Raw genomic sequence first — 16,861 nt, 5'->3', positions numbered from 1 at the left:
GACGATAACATGATTACCAGAGATGTAGCTTGTTACTGATGAGCTGTATCTTTGAAGATGGCTTGTGTTTATAACCAAGAAACACTTTATGCTTTTAGAACAAGGGGCGGTGTATCATGTACGAAACAACCAGCGTCACTTCCGTTATAAACAGTAATAACTCCGGTGCGTCTCAAGGTAACGAGACTCTCAGGACTCAATCTGTTAATGAAGGCAGTAGAGATGCGGCAAAACAACCCGAAAAGGAAGAGGTTAAGCCAGAACAGCTGGAAGCTTCAGTAAAAGAGCTCAACAGTGCTCTCCAATCGCTCAATGTTAGGCGCGAATTCACTATCGAAGAAGATATTAACGAAGTGGTTGTGAAGATTATCGACAGTGACGACAAAAAGGTAATCAGGCAAATACCTAACGAAGAGGCTGTAAGGCTTTCCCGTAACATCAAAGAGATGGTAGGGTTGCTGTATGACAGTACGTCATAGCAAAAAACTTTAAGTGAGGTGAAGGTTTTTTATTAAGTATTCTTATAAAGAACCGATTTTATCTCTAACAACAGAATATGAAAGGTACTGAAATAATCAGGCCGATGTTTTCCTGTCACAGGAGCATCGGCCTTTTTTGGTTTCAGCATCAGGAGGTGCATGGAACAAAGATATTTTATTAGCACAACATAAATGGAGCCATGACAATAGACAGAACATGACGTTCTGTACAACAAACAAGCCATTAAAATTTTAAAAAATAACAAGAATACTCTAAGGCAAGGACGCCAAAACTAGAGGAATTACACGGAGGTATTAAAATGGGAATGACAATTTACACAAACGTTGCTGCGCTTACTTCGCAGCGATACCTTAGCCAAACAGGCTCAGATATGTCCAAAAACCTTGAAAGACTTTCAAGCGGTCTCCGAATCAACAGTGCAGCTGACGACGCATCAGGTCTTGCAATATCAGAGAAACTGCGTGGTCAGATTTCCGGTCTTCAAAGAGCTTCCATGAACGCCCAGGACGGTATTTCACTGCTGCAAACTGCTGAAGGTGGTCTTTCTACCATTCAGGACATGACACAAAGAATGAGAGAACTTGCTGTACAAGCTGGTAACGGCGTGTACACAACAAACGACCGTCAAGAAATCCAGAAAGAAGTTGATCAGCTTAAAGAAGAGATCAACCGTGTTGCTTCTTCAACTGAGTTCAACACAAAGAAACTTCTTAACGGTGACTCTACTGCTCTCACATCTACAGATCAGTCAGACAAGATCAATACAATCATCACAGGCGAAGTTGCCGAAGGTAACTATAACCTTAATATTACTGTTGATCCTGGCGAAAACTATGTGTACAAAACAAACGTTATGTCCCTGAGCGAAGACTCAATCGCAGCAGAAATCACAACAGTTTACACTACAAACACATCTAACCTTGCATCTGTTTCAGATGCGAAAAGCCTTACATCAACAACAGGCTCTGGTGTATACACACTTGCAGTCGGTTCTTCAGGCTCCACAGCAGCAGCCACAGCAGATGTTCTTTCAACATATGCTCAGTCCGGCAGCTCTTTCGCTGTTACAGCAGCTTCTGTAGGAACATCAAGCTTCACAGCAGGTTACCTTGAAGTAATGTTTGATGAAGCAGTTGAAGGCGATACTGACGAAGATGTAGACATCAAATACCGCTATATCAACGCTAAAACAGGTGAAGCTTCTGACTGGACAGCTGTAACACTCACAGCAGCAGGTGCAGGCTCAATAGCTATAGCAAACGATCTTGACTTCGGTGGAACAACAGTAAGCGTAAGTGCTTCTATTTCTCTCGGAGCAAGCGGAAGCGTTCAGTCCGGTGACAAAATGCTTATCGCAGTTACACCAGACGTAAGCTCCAGCGCAACAGAATCCGGTGGTGGTACAATCAGGCTTAGCGGTGGTCCTGACGGACAAGCCGGCCCAACAATCGCCTTTGACGCACTCACTGAAGCAGACAACGGCGATACAGTAATTGACTATAAAGATACTAATGTTTACCACGCTTCACTTGATGAAAACACTGGTAATCTGAATGTCGGCAGCCTTACTCTCAGCTTTAAAGAGAACACAGGTGTTGCAATATCCAACGGTTCTACAACAGGCGATACCAGGATAGATATCGCTGTGCGTGGTGCCGGTGAGGCCGCTACATCATCTACCAAACTCAGCGATCTTTCTCAGTTCGCTACAGAGGACGGTGGAAGTATCTTCGACAACAATCAGACTCAGTCACTCACAGTATATGGTAACGGTACATCTGCTACTATCTATCTTGAAGGTGACGACACAATATCTGACTTCGAGACAAAACTGACTAACGCTCTCGTTGACACTCTCGGAATGGGCGCTGACTCTTCAACAAGCAGCACCACATCAGATGTTAACAACAACCTTGTTAATTATGTTTCAACAGAGTCAGACTACACAAATGAAGCTGTTCAGGGTACATTTGTTATCCAGACAGCAAAACTCGGCTCTGACAGCCAGCTTTCATTCATCGGCGACCAGTCACTTATAGACGGTCTTAACCTCAAGGCTATACAGGAAGGCACAAACAGTGCTGTAACTGTTGACGTTACTGACGCACACACTGGTGAGTCAATAGGTTCTGATGAAGTTAACGACTACGTCCTCAGAGACGTGATCAAAGGCGTTAACGTTGAAATCGACGGCAGTACAGGTCTTGACATTAGCTGGGATGACGCTAAAAAAGAGATGACTTTCGCAGCCGGTTCATCAACAGACGTTAAACTCCACGTTGTTGACAACGCTATGGAAATGCAGATCGGTGCTAATGCTGGTCAGACAATCTCTACAGCTATCCCGCAAGTTAACACAAGCTCACTCGGTCTTGACGACATAGTGATGGTTGACCAGGATCTTGCTCAGGCCTCTATTACTAAGATCGACTCCGCACTGGAATCCATCTCTAGTATCAGAGCTACAATAGGTGCTCAGATTAACAGACTTGAGTATACAATCACAGGTCTGGACACTCAAAGAGAAAACCTGACTGCATCTGAATCCAGAATCCGCGATCTTGACTTTGCTTCAGAAATGACAGAGTTCACAAGAAACCAGATTCTGAATCAGGCTGGAACATCTATGCTTTCACAAGCTAACAGCCTTCCACAGCAGGTTCTTTCACTTCTTGGTTAAGAAGAGAACAAAACCAAACTAAAAGCAGCTTAAGTGACTGCTTTGCAAATATCAAAAAGCTCCCGGCACTCACACCGGGGGCTTTTTTTGATTGTTTTGCACTGTTAAATATAAACTTTTTGAGATATCATCAATAGAGATGCAAACTTGATATTTTCTTTCAAATGGAGAACCCCATGCAGAAGATTAATGACGTATACATAAACGGCAGGAAAGTTGGCTCCCCGTGTTATGTAATTGCGGAAATAGGTGTTAATTTTAACGGCGATATGGTTCTTGCTAAAAAAACAATCGATGCTGCCATATCAGCCGGAGCTGATGCTGTGAAATTTCAGACATTCAGTTCAGATGAAGTAGTAGCAGACAGAGACCTCATGTACACATACACCCAGTCTGACGGCACAACTGTAACCGAGTCCCAATATGAAATGTTCAAAAGGCTGGAGCTTCCATACGAATGGCACATAATCCTGAAAAAATACGCAGAAAGCAAAGGCGCAGACTTCATGACATCCGTGGCGGACATCAACGCTGTTGATCTTGTTGAAGAAATAGGCGTAAGCGTTTTAAAAACCGCAAGCGAAAACCTTATAAATATCGACCTGCTAAATCATATGGCATCCAAAAGACTTCCGGTTATCCTTTCAACAGGCATGGCATCATATGACGAAATAGATAACGCAGTCAGTATATTTAAAAATGCAGGGTGCGAAGAGCTTGTGATACTGCACTGTGTCAGCTCATACCCCACCCCATTCGACCAGTGCAACCTGAACAGGATAAAGGCTCTCAGGGACACTTATGGTTATCCGGTGGGCTTTTCTGATCATACCGAAGGGTGGGAAGCTCCTATGCTGGCGGCTGCTGCTGGAGCATGTATGGTTGAAAAACACTTTACTCTGGATAAGAACCTCCCGGGACCTGACCACAGGTTTTCCACTGACCCTGCAGAATTTGCAAAAATGGTACAAATGATACGGAAGGCTGAAACAATCATGGGGAAAGAGGGTCTCCATTACGCTGATATTGAGGCAAAGGGGCGCGATGAATACCGCAGAAGCATTGTAAGCGCACATGACCTTAAAAAAGGAACAGTCCTGACACTGTCAGATATAACATATAAACGCCCTGGCTACGGCATGAAACCCTATGAAAGGGACAGAATATTAGGTAAGAAACTCAATAAAGATATCCCCAAAACCACACGCCTCAGCCCGGAGGACTTCGACAATGTTTAACAGCAAAAAAACGTTGATAGTCGCTGCCCACCCAGACGACGAGATACTCGGGTGCGGCGGTACAGCAAAATTACTTGCCAAAAACGGAACAGATGTAAAAGTAATCATACTGGGTGAAGGCGCCCAGTCAAGATCCGGTACCGTACCTGAGGCTGAAATAGATAAGACTTTGTCAGACCTGAAAACTCAGGCAAAACAGGCAGGACATACTGCCGGCATAAATGAAGTTATCTTCGGAGGTCTGTCGGACAACAGATTTGACACTGTGGCACTGCTGGATATAATAAAAATACTCGAGCAGGTTAAGAGGGATTTTAAGCCGGACACGGTCTTCACCCAGCACGGCGGGGATCTCAATAACGACCATTTTATCACTAACAAGGCAACTCTGACAGCTTTCAGACCACTGCCTGATGAAAACTGCATAAGGCTTTATGCCTACGAAGTTCAGTCAAGTACAGAATTCGCAAATCCGACTTTCCATGAAAACGCTTTCAGACCAAATGTTTTTGTCGATATTGCTGATTCAATGCAAACCAAGCTTGACGCTTTCGCCTTTTACAAATCTGAAATCCAGCCTGACCCTTACCCAAGGTCTATGGAATCCATAAAAATACTTGCGCAGATGCGAGGCAGACAGTGCGGCAAAGAATATGCAGAGGCTTTTATGCTGATGCGCGAAATTTACTAAAGGGCTTAAAATGAAAACTGCAGCAATCGTTCAGGGGCGCACAGCGTCAACCAGACTGCCCGGCAAAATACTCAGAGACCTGCCCCTTGGAAGCGGAATCACCGTTCTGGAACAGGTTATAAGAAGGCTTAAAAAATGCAGACAGCTGGACTATGTCGTTGTTGCCACCACCGATGAAGAAATTGACGATCAGATCGCAGATCTCTGTACAAACACAGGAATGGATTTCTACAGAGGAAGTCAGGATAATGTTCTGAACAGGTACACAAAAACCGCGGAAGCCTTTGGAGCAGATATTGTGGTTCGTGTAACCAGTGACTGCCCATGTATAGACCCAGATATTATTGACACAATGGTGGAATTTTATAAAAATGACGGCACATTTGATTACATTTCAAACAACAGACCAAGAGTCTATGCCCACGGTCTGGACGCAGAAGTGATTAGATTTACCGCATTAAAAGAGGCAGACAGAAACGCCGATCTGAAATATGAAATGGAACACGTCAGCCCATACATCACAGGGCGACCTGAAAAGTTTAAAATAGGTTCATATATACCTGAAGCATTAACAGGGGGGGAAGATATCAGAATAACCCTTGATAATAAAGAGGACTATACGCTTTTGTGCGCTGTTTATGACATGCTTTACGAAAAAGACAATTATTTCGGCAATGAGTCCATTGTAGAGCTTTTCAGGTCAAAACCGTGGCTCTATGAAATAAATGCAAATGTGCAGAATAAGGTCAAGTTTGAGAACATACAGGACGAGTTAAAGCAGGCCGTAAAAGTCCTTGATCTACAGGAACTTTACACCGCTTCTGATATTATCAGGCAAAAACTCAGATCTGAATGATATCCCTGTTGTCACCGGTAAGACTCACACCGCCTTTATCCGTGACAATATATGTATTTTCAAGCCCAACCAGCCCCACACCAGGGATGCCCCGTTTGGGCTCAACAGCAAGCACCATATGCTCCTCAAGTGGCAGGTCAAACCCCTTAGCGATAACAGGATATTCGTCTATTACAAGTCCGACACCATGCCCCAGAAATTTAACACGCTCGTCCCCTACTCCCATGAAATACTCAAGAAATTCTTCATCATACTCAGAAAGCACATCTTCATATATCTTTGATGGTATTGCACCTGGTTTCAGCCTGCTGACAGTGGCATCAAGAATATCCACACATCTCAGTTGATACTCATAGACCTCGTCAGGCAATGTACCGAAGGCATAGACCTGTGTTTTGTCCGTATGATAGCCTTCAATACCGAATCCGATGTCTACAAACACCAGCTCATCACAGGCAAGTTTCCTGTTCTCGTTGCCGAAAAGAGGAACAGCAGGAGAGATGCCTTTTATACCGCCGGGACCGTCAAAAGTGTTGTAATACATTGAATTTTCACCGAAACAAACCTGCCCCAGAAAAAGCTCTGTGTTAAACATAGCTATTCTGGTTACACCGTGATGTCCGTTATCCAGCATGTAATGCATAATATCTGCTGCGAGTTCCTTTTCGTTTATCCCTTCTCTGATAACCGTGGGGACATACTCCTCAAGCGTCTTCCTGTGGAGGATGCCGGCATGCCGCATAATATCAAGTTCATACTTAGTCTTTACTGCCCGTGCGGCAGAAAGCGCAAAATCACATGACCTGATCTCCTCAAATCCAAAATACTTATTAATACGTTCAAAATGGGCAATAGGAACAAATTCTTTTTCGATATAAACTGTCTTCCCTAAACTACCGGTAACAGGCGGAATGTCCCTGAACGAGTTGATTTTAACAATCTTTTCAAAATTCGACTCAAGCTCTGCCCTTTGGTAGCTTCTGCGTACAAAAAAGACAGCATCGGAGCTTCTGGGGATAACCAGTATCCCATTCTGCTGAGTGCCTGTCAGGTAAAAGAGATTGACCTTATCGATAATAAAGGCAACATTCCACCCATTATTATGCTCATCCATTTTCTTTCTGAAAGCAGTAAGACGGCTTTGCAGTTCCTCTTTCGGTACCAGGTTCAAAGAAGCTCCTCCAGAGATATTTTTTTAGTTGCCAGCAGATTTCTCATCTTGCTCAGCACGCGTTTCTCAATCTGACGGACACGCTCTCTTGTTATCCCAAGGTCGTTACCGATAGACTCAAGAGTCTCGGGGTCATTACCTGTTAAACCATAGCGTCTTATGATAATAGTCTTTTCGTTATCAGACAGGAAGGTGAGCCATTTAAAGATGATCTCCTTCTTGCTGGTATTCTCGATCTTCAGATAAGGATCAAGATACTTCTCGTCGTCAGCGATAAACTCATGAAGAGTGCTGCTCTCATCTCCACCAACAGGCATATCAAGCGAAGTGTCCTGTTTGATTGCGTCAAATACTTTTTTAAGGGTTGAAAGGGGCATCTTACATGCTGTTGAAAGTTCGTGGATAGTGGGTTCGCGCCCGAGTTTCTGCTGGAGTTCATTCTGTGTTTTCATCACTTTACTGATGTTCTCTGACATATGCACGGGAATGCGCACCATCCTGCACTGGTTGATGATGGCACGCTCTATCGCCTGCCTTATCCACCATGTTGCATAGGTGCTGAATTTAAAACCTTTTGTGTAGTCAAATTTCTCCACTGCTTTCAATAGCCCGATATTCCCCTCTTCCACGAGGTCAACAAGGTTCATCCCACGGTTGATATACTTCTTCGCAATGGAAACAACGAGACGCAGATTACATTTAATCATTGTCTCCTTTGAGTCATTACAACCCTTCTCTATCCCTTGCGAGAGCTCCCCCTCCTGTTCCCTCGTGAGAACCGGATACTTCGATATCTCGTTAAGATAAATCTTAAACACTTCGAGGTCTTCAGACGAATACTCATATTTCGGCTCTGGTTCAGTTTCACAGGTATCAAGTTTGGTCTCGATCTCTTCAACTTCGCTGAGATCCGTCGGTTCCTCTTCCAAAAGTTCTTCTTTGTCAACTATTTCAGATTCACTCATAATCTCTCCAACACTTCTGTGAATTTAATGAAAAATACATCTTTTTCTACAAACCCTTGTGCCGTGCTCAAAAGAAGGACAAAAGCTGAGAATCCAGCGATTAAGCTTCAAAGTGATGAATATTTCAGAAGCTGAACCTGAACCCTCCGCCAGTGGATACAGGGGTATCGCAACCCTGCCCGTATACGGCTGGCATCACAATATCACAGTATTTGTTTGCAGTGGATTTATCACAGGGCGATAACGTCCCGATAGTTAGCCACCTGCATTCTTCGCACCGTGTAAAGTGTGCTCCATAACTCCGGCAAGACCTCCTCTCAGAACAACAAAACCTTTCGTTGCTGCCAACTCCCACACATGATGGGCAGCTTCTAAAATCAGATCATCACAAATTGAAGATCCGGCAGCCATTATGGTTTTTACAGTTTACAATATAACTTTATTTGATTTAAAATGGAAGTGAATAAATTATTAAATACTAATAGTTTCAGAACGAATTATGTTGTCAGGCTATGTCTAACGAAATCTATTGTATTCTAAAAATGTGAATTAATCCTTTGACAACAATACATAAGACCATCACAGTTTTTTGCCTTAGTGACAACAAATTAACCTTAGGTTACGCTCCAACAAAATCCACAAAACTGCAATTCGCCAGAGGTTTTGCCTGAATATCATTACCATTTCTGGTTACACGCATCAGCTTTCCGTCAGCGGGAACCAGCATAAGCCCACCATCAGCAAGCTGTGCAACAAGCTCATCCGGCACAGATTTACCCTCTGCCGTAGCTATAATTCTGTCATAAGGACCAAACTCAGACCAGCCCAGCTTAAATGGCTCCAGCTTCATTTTCACGTTGCGCAGAGGAATGCGCTTGATGATCTGATATGCACGCCTGTGCAGCTCAGGAACCCGCTCAACAGTGTATACTGTCTTACAGAGCTTTGAGAGTATCGCCGCCTGAAACCCTGATCCGCTGCCGATCTCAAGTACAGTATGTTCTTCGGATACTTCAAGTTTTTTAGTCATATAAGCCACAGTAGACGGTTTAGAAATAGTCTGACCGTAGCCTATCGGAAGAGCATCGTCTCTGTAAGCCATCTTAAGCATAGCTTCGTCAAGGAACCTATGTCTGGGAGTGCTCAAAAAGGCGTCTATTATATCCTTGTCCCATTCGCACGCAGGACCGACAGCCTGCTTTATGTATGATTCCGGGATGTTTACATTCTTCATTGGCGGATCTGTGTCCCTATGCCGGAATCGGTAAATATCTCCAGCAGCACAGAATGAGAGACACGCCCGTCAATTATATGCGCTTTAGCAACGCCATTCTGAACAGCGTCAAGAGCGCAATCGATCTTCGGTATCATACCGCCTGTAAGAGTGCCGTCTTTTTTCAGCATGCGTATCTTCTCCGGAGTGAGGGTAGAGATAAGGTTCCCCTCTTTGTCCAGAACACCTTTAACATCTGTAAGAAGTATCAGCTTTCTTGCCTTGAGAGCTGTTGCGATACTGCCTGCAACGAGGTCAGCATTGATGTTATACGGCTGATAATCTTCACCCACGCCAACCGGCGCTATCACAGGGATAAAGTTTTTGCTTATGTTGTTAAGAACCTCAACATCAACCTTTTTAACACTGCCGACATGCCCCAGATCGATTATCTCCGGAGTAACTACAAAACCGTCCCCCTCTTTGAGGTAAAGTTTTTCCGCAGTGATAAGGTTGCCGTCCTTGCCTGAAAGTCCGATAGCCTTACCGCCGTTTATGTTGATAAGGCTGACAATGTCCTTATTAACTTTGCCGGCAAGAACCATCTCGACAATATTCATAGTCTGCTTGTCCGTAACACGCATTCCCGAGACAAAGTGACTTTCGATATTAAGTTTTTTTAGCATTTCGCCGATCTGAGGACCGCCTCCGTGCACGATCACCGGATTAAGACCTATATATTTCATCATGACTATGTCACGGGCAAAGCTGAATTTAAGCTCATCATCAACCATCGCATGTCCGCCATATTTAATGACTATAGTTTCACCATAAAACTCTTTGATGTACGGCAGTGATTCTATCAGTATGTCTGCTTTCCTGATCAGCTCTTCCATAACTCCTCCGGAGTGTTATATATTTATTGAAGTGATAAAATATTACAGATAATCGTCAATTTTGCAAGGATATTAACGGGTTTGAAAGGCTTTCAGGTTCCGATAGAGACAGAAACCACAGGTACTTCGATGGTAAAACTTGCCCCTCTGTCTCTCTTATTCGCCCTAATTCTACCGCCAAGACTTTTCTCCACTATAGATTTCGCCATGTGCAGACCTATTCCTGTACCTTTGTTTTTTGGTTTCGTTGTATATTCAGCTTCGAATATTTTGTCAATCACAGCACTATCCAGCCCTACCCCGTTGTCGTTTATCTGTACAAATGCTTTCGTGGCTTTTGTCCACACCTCAATGCTGATAAGCCCCGGCTCCAGAACACCGACAAGCCCCTTCTCGCGGGCTTCTGTTACAGCATCTATAGCATTATTTAAAACGTTGATCATGACCTGCTTAAAAAGATTCGGGTATCCGTAGACAACAATATCCGTTGCTGTCTCGACAGGATTAGTAAAAAAGCTGATACCACGTCCGTATTCAATATTAAGAAGATTTTCCGGTTCACCTTCCCCCATGTTGCAGACTATATTTACATTCACAGCGGCGACTTCAAACCTACCGTACTGCATCTTTACCACATCAATAAGTTTTTCAATCATATTAAAATGCTCTTTATCCGGTTCCGGTCTGAAAAAATTTCTGAAATCATCCATCGTCTCAGACATAAAACGTACATAGGACATGCTCTCATCTATCGCATCGTCCAGATACTTTATGTCTAACTCGCCAAAATGATAAGCATCACGGATGTCTTCGATAATGAACGTTAATGCACTGAGCGGCTGACGCCATTGGTGAGCGATACTGGAGACCATCTCCCCCATCTCTGCCAGACGGGAGTGATAGAGAATAGCCTCTTCCTCTTTCCGACCTTTTTTAACCTGAGACTGAACCCTGTACTTCATACTGATATTAACTGAGTCAAGCTCTTTCTGTTTCAGCTCAAGAAGATGTCTGGTATGTCGCAGTTCCTCTTCAGTATTTCTATATTGTGTAATATCTTGAACGTATCCGGCAGTTCCGGTGTATACGCCGTTCTCATCATAAAATGCGATGTTATCAACTTTGAGCCATATTATCTGACCATTCTTATGTTTCAGAGAAATCTCTGCACCTTTCAGGCAGCCTTGTTCGATAACTTTATTTTTGAGTCTGTCATATTTATCTTCACTCAAAAAAAACTGGCTGCGGAGGCTTCCGCCAACAAGCTCCTCCGGAGTATACCCCAAAAGGTCTATGCTGTTTTCTGTGAAGTATATGAAATTGCCGAATTTATCCGATCTGTAAAAAATCCCCAACAGTCTGTCCGCAGCTTCTTTAATGACAGTATCATTTCCGCTGAAACAGTCTGAACTGAGGTCGCCGTGTTTACGGAAATAAATATTAAAAGCCCCGTCTTTCCTTATTGCTCTGCCAAGCAGGAATAGATATCTCCCCTTAACTCTGCCGGCTATGACATGAAAAGAGATACTCTCACCATTCCCTAATGCTGTCAGCATTCGACAAACTTCTTTTTTGTAGTCAGGATGCAGGATATCCTTGAGGTGTTCTCCTTTTGGATTCCACGAAAAATCATTATTGTTTGCATTGAATTCAGAAATAAGCAAATCGCTTGTGGTCTTTACAGTAAACAGGCTTTTAATGCGCAACAAGTCACCCCGTCTCTAATAATATCACAAAGAAAATGATACGATTGCAGAACCAGATTATCTGGTTTTTATCTCAATATGCTTTCCGAGTATGGTCACAGCCAGGGCATATTTAACGCTTGGGTTATATCTTGTCACCACATAAAAATTATTGAACACAATCCAAAATTCCGGTCCGTCGTCGCCAAGAACTTCCACAAGAGAACCTTTCAGCTTCGGATTTACGTTCATGGAAGGGGTAAGTCCGCTACGCTGCATCTCAGCCACAGTGTATTTCGGTGTTATCCCCTGATTAAGATATTTCTGCCACTTTGTGCCTTTTGTATATACCTTCACTGCAAGAGGCTCGCCTTCTTTCCAGCCGTGCCCATGCAGATAATTAGCAATACTGCCTATGGAATCTGCCCCTGATTTGAATATATTAATGCGTCCGTCACCAGAAAACTCTACGCCGTATTTCATGATATTAGTAGGCATAAACTGAGGCATACCAACTGCACCGGCATATGAGCTTTTGAGATTAAACGGGTCGAGTTTATTCCTATATGAATAGATCATCAGTGCTTCCAGCTCTCTCTTAAAATAGTCTGCGCGTCTGGGATAGAAGAAAGCAAGAGTGTAAAGAGCATCCATAGCCCTGTGCCTCAGAGCATAACTGCCGTAATCTGTCTCTACACCGAGAATGGCAACCACAATGTTAGGGTCAACACCGTATATGCGTTTAGCCTTTGCGAGAGTTTTAGGATAACGCCCTTTGAAATACACGCCTCTGTTTATCTTTCTGTCATAAATAAAATGAGGCTTATAGTCCTTCCACTCTTTAGACTCCGCCTGTCTGTCCATAAGATCGATACACTCGTCCGTACGCTTAACACGCTTCAGCCAGCCGAGAACAGCCTTTTCGCTGATACGTCCATTAACTGCCACACGATGGGCAAAGCTTTCCAGCTCCGGTGTCAGCTTTGCAGCAAAACCGGTCACAGAGAAACAAATCAGCACAAGGGTCAGTAAAAATTTATTCATAAGATGTTTCTGGTCTTTTTTAATCATTTAAAGTATAATCACAGACAAGTCGTATCTTTACAACATGAAAGACGCGACCGTTGTAAACAAACCGCAAAAAAATCATCCAGCGGTAATTAAGCCGTATTCTGCACTAGACATAATGTAAGCTGATACGGCGTTATTAGCAATGAAATAACTAAATTTTTTCAGAGGATTTATAATGATAGTAGCACCATCAGTTTTAAGCGCAGATTTTTCTATATTAGCCAGCGAAATAAAGGCAATAGACGAAGGGGGGGCAGACTGGATACATCTCGACATTATGGACGGTATGTTTGTACCCAACATTACATTCGGAGCTCCGGTGATCAAGTCTCTCCGCAAATGCACAGAGAAAACGTTCGATGCTCACCTTATGATAGAGGCACCAGACAGATACATAAAAGACTTCGCAGATGCCGGATGCGATTTTATCACTGTTCACGAAGAGGCATGCACTCACCTGCACAGAACAGTATCTTTAATAAAAGAATACGGCAAGAAAGCAGGAGTCTCACTGAACCCGGCAACATCCCTCGAAACAGTACGGGAGATTCTCCCCTACGTCGACATGGTACTCATTATGTCAGTCAACCCCGGGTTTGGCGGTCAGAAATTCATCCCGACAATATACGATAAAATATCACGCCTGAAGAAAATGACAGAAGAACTCAATCCGGAGCTGATCATACAGGTTGATGGCGGCGTAAATAATCAGAATATCAACGATTTGAAAAATGCCGGATGCTCATGTGTAGTTGCCGGCAGCTATGTTTTCGGATGTGACGATTATAAAAAAGCTATAAATTCTCTTAAAATTTAGATCGACTTGCATTACAACGTTCACGGCATATGGTATATTCTATATATCAGGCGGAGGTAATAATAAAATGGCTGTTAACATACTGGTCGTAGACGACGAACCGGACATAAGGCTCCTTTATCGTTCAGAGCTTGAAGATCAGGGATTCAATATCCACGAAGCTTCAAACTCAAAAGAGTGCTTTGAGCAGCTCGAAAAGAACAAGATTGACCTTGTGCTGCTTGATATCAAACTTAAAGGCGAAAGCGGTATCGATATCCTGCAAAGCATCTCAGGAAAGGATAAAAAGGCAAAGGTTGTCCTTGCCACTGCATACAGTGCATATCAGGATGATTTTTCAACATGGCTGGCAGACGGCTACTGGGTAAAAACTCAGGATATAGAAACTCTTACAGAAGAGATAAATAAAGTTCTCGCCAAAAATTGAAAATATCAGCTCATAACTATGAACAGGCTATGAACTGTATTAAAATTAAGACGACAAAAATGCATCTGACGGGGTAACCTGTGCAGATGTATTTTTGTCTAAAAAACCATTTAATAAAAATATGACATTTAATTGATAGGGAGTAATAGTTTATGAAAGCAGTCGTTATGGCTGGCGGCTTCGGAACAAGGATCCAGCCGCTCACATCCAGCATGCCCAAGCCCATGATACCGGTTATGAACAAACCTATGATGGAGTATATAATTGACGCTCTGAAAGAAGCAGGAATAGTGGAGATAGTTATTCTGCTTTACTTCAAGCCGGAAGTCATCAAAAACTACTTCGGCGACGGCAGCAGCAAAGGGATCAAAATACACTATGTACTGCCGGATGACGACTATGGGACAGCAGGAGCAGTAAAAAAAGCCCAGAAATACCTTGATGAACGCTTCATAATAGTTTCAGGAGACCTTATATCCGACTTCTCTTTTCAGGAGATACTCGGATTTCACGATGTTAAAAATTCTAAGGCAACGATAACTCTGACATCTGTACCCGACCCGCTCCAGTTTGGCGTGGTTATCACAGATAAAGAAAGCAAAATTATCAGGTTCCTCGAGAAACCAGGCTGGGGAGAAGTCTTCAGCGATACTATAAATACAGGAATTTATGTCTTTGAGCCGGAAATACTCGAATATATCCCCGAAGACAGCAATTTTGACTTTTCAAAAGACCTATTTCCTAAGCTTATGGCGAGCGGCATAGACCTCTTCGGCTATAATGCAAAAGGCTACTGGAGAGACGTCGGTAATCCTGACTCATACAGGGCAGCACTACTCGACATACTTAATGAAGACGTCACACTCCCCCTTGAAGGAATTCAGGAAAAACTTTCTGAAGGAACAGTTTACAAAGGGAAAGATGTAAAGATACACAAAACCGCTAAAATAGAAGGTCTTGTTGTTCTGGGTGACGGCTGTGTAATAGAAAAAGATGTAACAATAAAAAATTCTGTACTCTCCGGAGGGTGTTCCATCGGCGAAAAATCAACAGTGGAAAACTCTATCCTCTGGAAAGAAGTTATAATTGGCAAAAGCTGTGATCTCGTCAACACTGTCCTTTGCAACAATGTCAAAATAGGCAGCGGCGTTAAAGCCGAACACGGGGTTATCATAGCAGAATCAACAGATGTCGGACAGCAGGTTATCTTTGAAAAGGATATTATGGTCTGGCCTGAGAAGCAGATAGAAGAAGGCTCCATTGTCAGCTCAAACCTTATATGGGGTGACAAGTGGAAAAAATCCATCTTCGAAGGCGGTAAAGTCTCCGCCAGAACAAACGTAGAGCTTTCCCCTGATCTGGCGGCGAAGCTCGGCGCTGCGCTCGGCAGTCAGCTTCCGGCAGGATGCCGTGTTCTGATGTCCAGAGATTATGACAAGGCTTCCAGAATGCTCAAAAGATGCTTTCTCGGAGGTTTGCTCTCCACAGGTGTAAATGTTACAGAACTCCACATGACACCTTTGCCTGTTATGAGACATAAACTCAGCATGTTTGGTGAAGTTGCCGGCGTTTATCTCCGTCAGTGCCAGACTGACCCCACCAATACAGAAATACTTTTCTACAACGAAACAGGGATGCCCATCGATGCAGGTCTTGAAAAGAATGTTGAACGCATATTCTTCCGTGAAAATTTCCGCAGAGCAACCCACGACGACATAGGCGAAATATACGACCAGCTCATGGTCGGGGAGTTTTACAAAGAGGGTGTGCTGAAAAATATCGATATACCCCTAATAAAAGCACGTAGATCAAAAATAGTTGTCGACCTTCTCAACGGAACTACAGACGCCGTTTATCCGGAGCTTCTGAACAAGATCGGTGTGGATGCTGTTGTGCTGAATGCCTATCGTGACGAGAAGAAACTTTCACGTACGATGCACCAGATTGAGCATTCATTTAACGAAGTCAGCGAAATCGTAAAAGTAACTGAATCAAAACTTGGATTTGTCATATATCCCCACGGTGAACGCCTCGGCATAATCACAGAATCAGGCGAGATCATGAAAGAGGATATGGCTCTGATGCTAATCCTCAAGCTGATAGACATCACAGTCAAATCAAAAGTTAAGGTCTATCTGCCGGCATATGCTCCGACTGTGCTGGACGACCAGCTAATGAATATCGACATAGTGCGGGGGAAGCTGACAGGTATAAAAGCCGACTATCTCCGTAATTTCTATTTCACCGGAGAGATGACAAGGAACTATACTTTCATGGAGAACAGCTCTAACGCTGACGCCATGTACAGCTCTATAAAAATACTCGAAATGCTCGCCAGACAAAACGTTGAACTGAGCGATGTGCTGAAAACCATCCCCGATTACCATTACAGCCACACTGTCATCAACTGCCCTCTGGAGGCAAAAGGCTTTCTTATGCGCAAGATGAGCGAAGACGCCATGGACAAAGAGGCGTCATTCCTTGATGGTATAAAGATAATATTCAAAAACAAAGGCTGGGTGCATATGGTTCCCGACCAGTACACAGCAAATATCCACCTGTACGTGGAAGCAGCCACTGAAAAAGACTACAAACAGATACATACTGAGTATAAGGACAAGATCAACAACTGGCTGCAGGAGTAGCAAAT

The 16,861-nt window shown here is 43.4% G+C and carries 16 protein-coding genes; 9 read left to right on the top strand and 7 right to left on the bottom strand.

Going from position 1 to position 16,861, the window contains the following annotated elements; genetic code table 11:
- Window positions 1-116: 116 nt before the first annotated feature.
- The 5 genes from DACET_RS02280 to DACET_RS02260 all read left to right on the top strand — a co-directional run bounded on the left by DACET_RS02280 (window position 117) and on the right by DACET_RS02260 (window position 5,966).
- Window positions 117-479: a flagellar protein FlaG gene (locus DACET_RS02280; RefSeq protein WP_013009794.1), complete on the top strand. Its 363-nt coding sequence runs from the start codon at window positions 117-119 to the stop codon at window positions 477-479.
- A 320-nt stretch (window positions 480-799) separates the two neighbouring features.
- Complete coding sequence (locus DACET_RS02275; RefSeq protein ID WP_013009793.1) at window positions 800-3,181, top strand: flagellin N-terminal helical domain-containing protein; 2,382 nt, start codon at window positions 800-802, stop codon at window positions 3,179-3,181.
- 176 nt (window positions 3,182-3,357) lie between these two features.
- Window positions 3,358-4,419, top strand: a complete 1,062-nt coding sequence (locus tag DACET_RS02270) for an N-acetylneuraminate synthase family protein (protein WP_013009792.1) — start codon at window positions 3,358-3,360, stop codon at window positions 4,417-4,419.
- Window positions 4,412-5,110: a PIG-L deacetylase family protein gene (locus DACET_RS02265; protein ID WP_013009791.1), complete on the top strand. Its 699-nt coding sequence runs from the start codon at window positions 4,412-4,414 to the stop codon at window positions 5,108-5,110. Before DACET_RS02270 ends, DACET_RS02265 begins: the two co-directional genes overlap by 8 nt.
- Before the next feature lie 10 nt (window positions 5,111-5,120).
- Complete coding sequence (locus DACET_RS02260) at window positions 5,121-5,966, top strand: cytidylyltransferase domain-containing protein (protein WP_013009790.1); 846 nt, start codon at window positions 5,121-5,123, stop codon at window positions 5,964-5,966.
- On the opposite strand, the gene DACET_RS02255 is transcribed toward DACET_RS02260, so the two are convergent.
- Both DACET_RS02255 and DACET_RS02250 read right to left on the bottom strand, forming a co-directional pair.
- A complete protein-coding gene (locus DACET_RS02255) occupies window positions 5,953-7,137 on the bottom strand; it encodes a M24 family metallopeptidase (RefSeq protein WP_013009789.1) in 1,185 nt (394 codons plus the stop codon). The genes DACET_RS02260 and DACET_RS02255 overlap by 14 nt on opposite strands.
- Window positions 7,134-8,102, bottom strand: a complete 969-nt coding sequence (locus tag DACET_RS02250) for a sigma-70 family RNA polymerase sigma factor (RefSeq protein ID WP_013009788.1) — start codon at window positions 8,100-8,102, stop codon at window positions 7,134-7,136. Before DACET_RS02250 ends, DACET_RS02255 begins: the two co-directional genes overlap by 4 nt.
- A 115-nt stretch (window positions 8,103-8,217) precedes the next feature.
- On the opposite strand from DACET_RS02250, the gene DACET_RS16635 reads away from it, so the two are divergent.
- A complete protein-coding gene (locus tag DACET_RS16635) occupies window positions 8,218-8,346 on the top strand; it encodes a hypothetical protein (RefSeq protein WP_283804961.1) in 129 nt (42 codons plus the stop codon).
- Window positions 8,347-8,357: 11 nt separating this feature from the next.
- Here the strand turns inward: DACET_RS16635 and DACET_RS16190 are convergent, their stop codons facing one another.
- The 5 genes from DACET_RS16190 to mltB all read right to left on the bottom strand — a co-directional run bounded on the left by DACET_RS16190 (window position 8,358) and on the right by mltB (window position 12,940).
- Window positions 8,358-8,513 carry an SLOG cluster 4 domain-containing protein gene (locus DACET_RS16190; RefSeq protein ID WP_169304168.1) on the bottom strand — a complete coding sequence of 52 codons (156 nt, stop codon included), beginning with the start codon at window positions 8,511-8,513 and terminating at the stop codon, window positions 8,358-8,360.
- Between the two features lie 208 nt (window positions 8,514-8,721).
- The gene (locus tag DACET_RS02240; protein ID WP_013009787.1) at window positions 8,722-9,336 is read right to left on the bottom strand and encodes a protein-L-isoaspartate(D-aspartate) O-methyltransferase; all 615 of its coding nucleotides are present in this window, start codon (window positions 9,334-9,336) and stop codon (window positions 8,722-8,724) included.
- Window positions 9,333-10,211 carry an acetylglutamate kinase gene (gene argB, locus DACET_RS02235; protein ID WP_013009786.1) on the bottom strand — a complete coding sequence of 293 codons (879 nt, stop codon included), beginning with the start codon at window positions 10,209-10,211 and terminating at the stop codon, window positions 9,333-9,335. Before argB ends, DACET_RS02240 begins: the two co-directional genes overlap by 4 nt.
- A gap of 92 nt (window positions 10,212-10,303) precedes the next feature.
- Complete coding sequence (locus tag DACET_RS02230; protein ID WP_041229812.1) at window positions 10,304-11,917, bottom strand: PAS domain-containing sensor histidine kinase; 1,614 nt, start codon at window positions 11,915-11,917, stop codon at window positions 10,304-10,306.
- Window positions 11,918-11,974: 57 nt separating this feature from the next.
- Window positions 11,975-12,940, bottom strand: a complete 966-nt coding sequence (gene mltB, locus DACET_RS02225) for a lytic murein transglycosylase B (RefSeq protein WP_169304167.1) — start codon at window positions 12,938-12,940, stop codon at window positions 11,975-11,977.
- A gap of 202 nt (window positions 12,941-13,142) precedes the next feature.
- Between mltB and rpe the strand changes: the two genes are divergently transcribed.
- From rpe to DACET_RS02210, 3 genes are all read left to right on the top strand, one after another.
- Window positions 13,143-13,784 carry a ribulose-phosphate 3-epimerase gene (gene rpe, locus DACET_RS02220; RefSeq protein WP_013009783.1) on the top strand — a complete coding sequence of 214 codons (642 nt, stop codon included), beginning with the start codon at window positions 13,143-13,145 and terminating at the stop codon, window positions 13,782-13,784.
- A gap of 67 nt (window positions 13,785-13,851) precedes the next feature.
- A complete protein-coding gene (locus DACET_RS02215) occupies window positions 13,852-14,211 on the top strand; it encodes a response regulator (RefSeq protein WP_013009782.1) in 360 nt (119 codons plus the stop codon).
- A gap of 152 nt (window positions 14,212-14,363) precedes the next feature.
- Complete coding sequence (locus DACET_RS02210; RefSeq protein ID WP_013009781.1) at window positions 14,364-16,856, top strand: sugar phosphate nucleotidyltransferase; 2,493 nt, start codon at window positions 14,364-14,366, stop codon at window positions 16,854-16,856.
- The last annotated feature ends 5 nt before the right edge of the window (window positions 16,857-16,861 follow it).

It is taken from the genome of Denitrovibrio acetiphilus DSM 12809 (assembly GCF_000025725.1).
Taxonomy (GTDB): domain Bacteria; phylum Chrysiogenota; class Deferribacteres; order Deferribacterales; family Geovibrionaceae; genus Denitrovibrio; species Denitrovibrio acetiphilus.
This window is presented reverse-complemented; position numbering and strand designations above follow the sequence as displayed.

Bases quoted from the DNA above. Each gene is read 5' to 3' on its own strand.
- DACET_RS02280 (WP_013009794.1), top strand. From the start codon at position 117: ATGTACGAAACAACCAGCGTCACTTCCGTTATAAACAGTAATAACTCC.
- DACET_RS02275 (WP_013009793.1), top strand. From the start codon at position 800: ATGGGAATGACAATTTACACAAACGTTGCTGCGCTTACTTCGCAGCGA.
- DACET_RS02270 (WP_013009792.1), top strand. From the start codon at position 3,358: ATGCAGAAGATTAATGACGTATACATAAACGGCAGGAAAGTTGGCTCC.
- DACET_RS02265 (WP_013009791.1), top strand. From the start codon at position 4,412: ATGTTTAACAGCAAAAAAACGTTGATAGTCGCTGCCCACCCAGACGAC.
- DACET_RS02260 (WP_013009790.1), top strand. From the start codon at position 5,121: ATGAAAACTGCAGCAATCGTTCAGGGGCGCACAGCGTCAACCAGACTG.
- DACET_RS02250 (WP_013009788.1), bottom strand. From the start codon at position 8,102: ATGAGTGAATCTGAAATAGTTGACAAAGAAGAACTTTTGGAAGAGGAA.
- DACET_RS16635 (WP_283804961.1), top strand. From the start codon at position 8,218: ATGAATATTTCAGAAGCTGAACCTGAACCCTCCGCCAGTGGATACAGG.
- DACET_RS16190 (WP_169304168.1), bottom strand. From the start codon at position 8,513: ATGGCTGCCGGATCTTCAATTTGTGATGATCTGATTTTAGAAGCTGCC.
- DACET_RS02240 (WP_013009787.1), bottom strand. From the start codon at position 9,336: ATGAAGAATGTAAACATCCCGGAATCATACATAAAGCAGGCTGTCGGT.
- argB (WP_013009786.1), bottom strand. From the start codon at position 10,211: ATGGAAGAGCTGATCAGGAAAGCAGACATACTGATAGAATCACTGCCG.
- mltB (WP_169304167.1), bottom strand. From the start codon at position 12,940: ATGAATAAATTTTTACTGACCCTTGTGCTGATTTGTTTCTCTGTGACC.
- rpe (WP_013009783.1), top strand. From the start codon at position 13,143: ATGATAGTAGCACCATCAGTTTTAAGCGCAGATTTTTCTATATTAGCC.
- DACET_RS02215 (WP_013009782.1), top strand. From the start codon at position 13,852: ATGGCTGTTAACATACTGGTCGTAGACGACGAACCGGACATAAGGCTC.
- DACET_RS02210 (WP_013009781.1), top strand. From the start codon at position 14,364: ATGAAAGCAGTCGTTATGGCTGGCGGCTTCGGAACAAGGATCCAGCCG.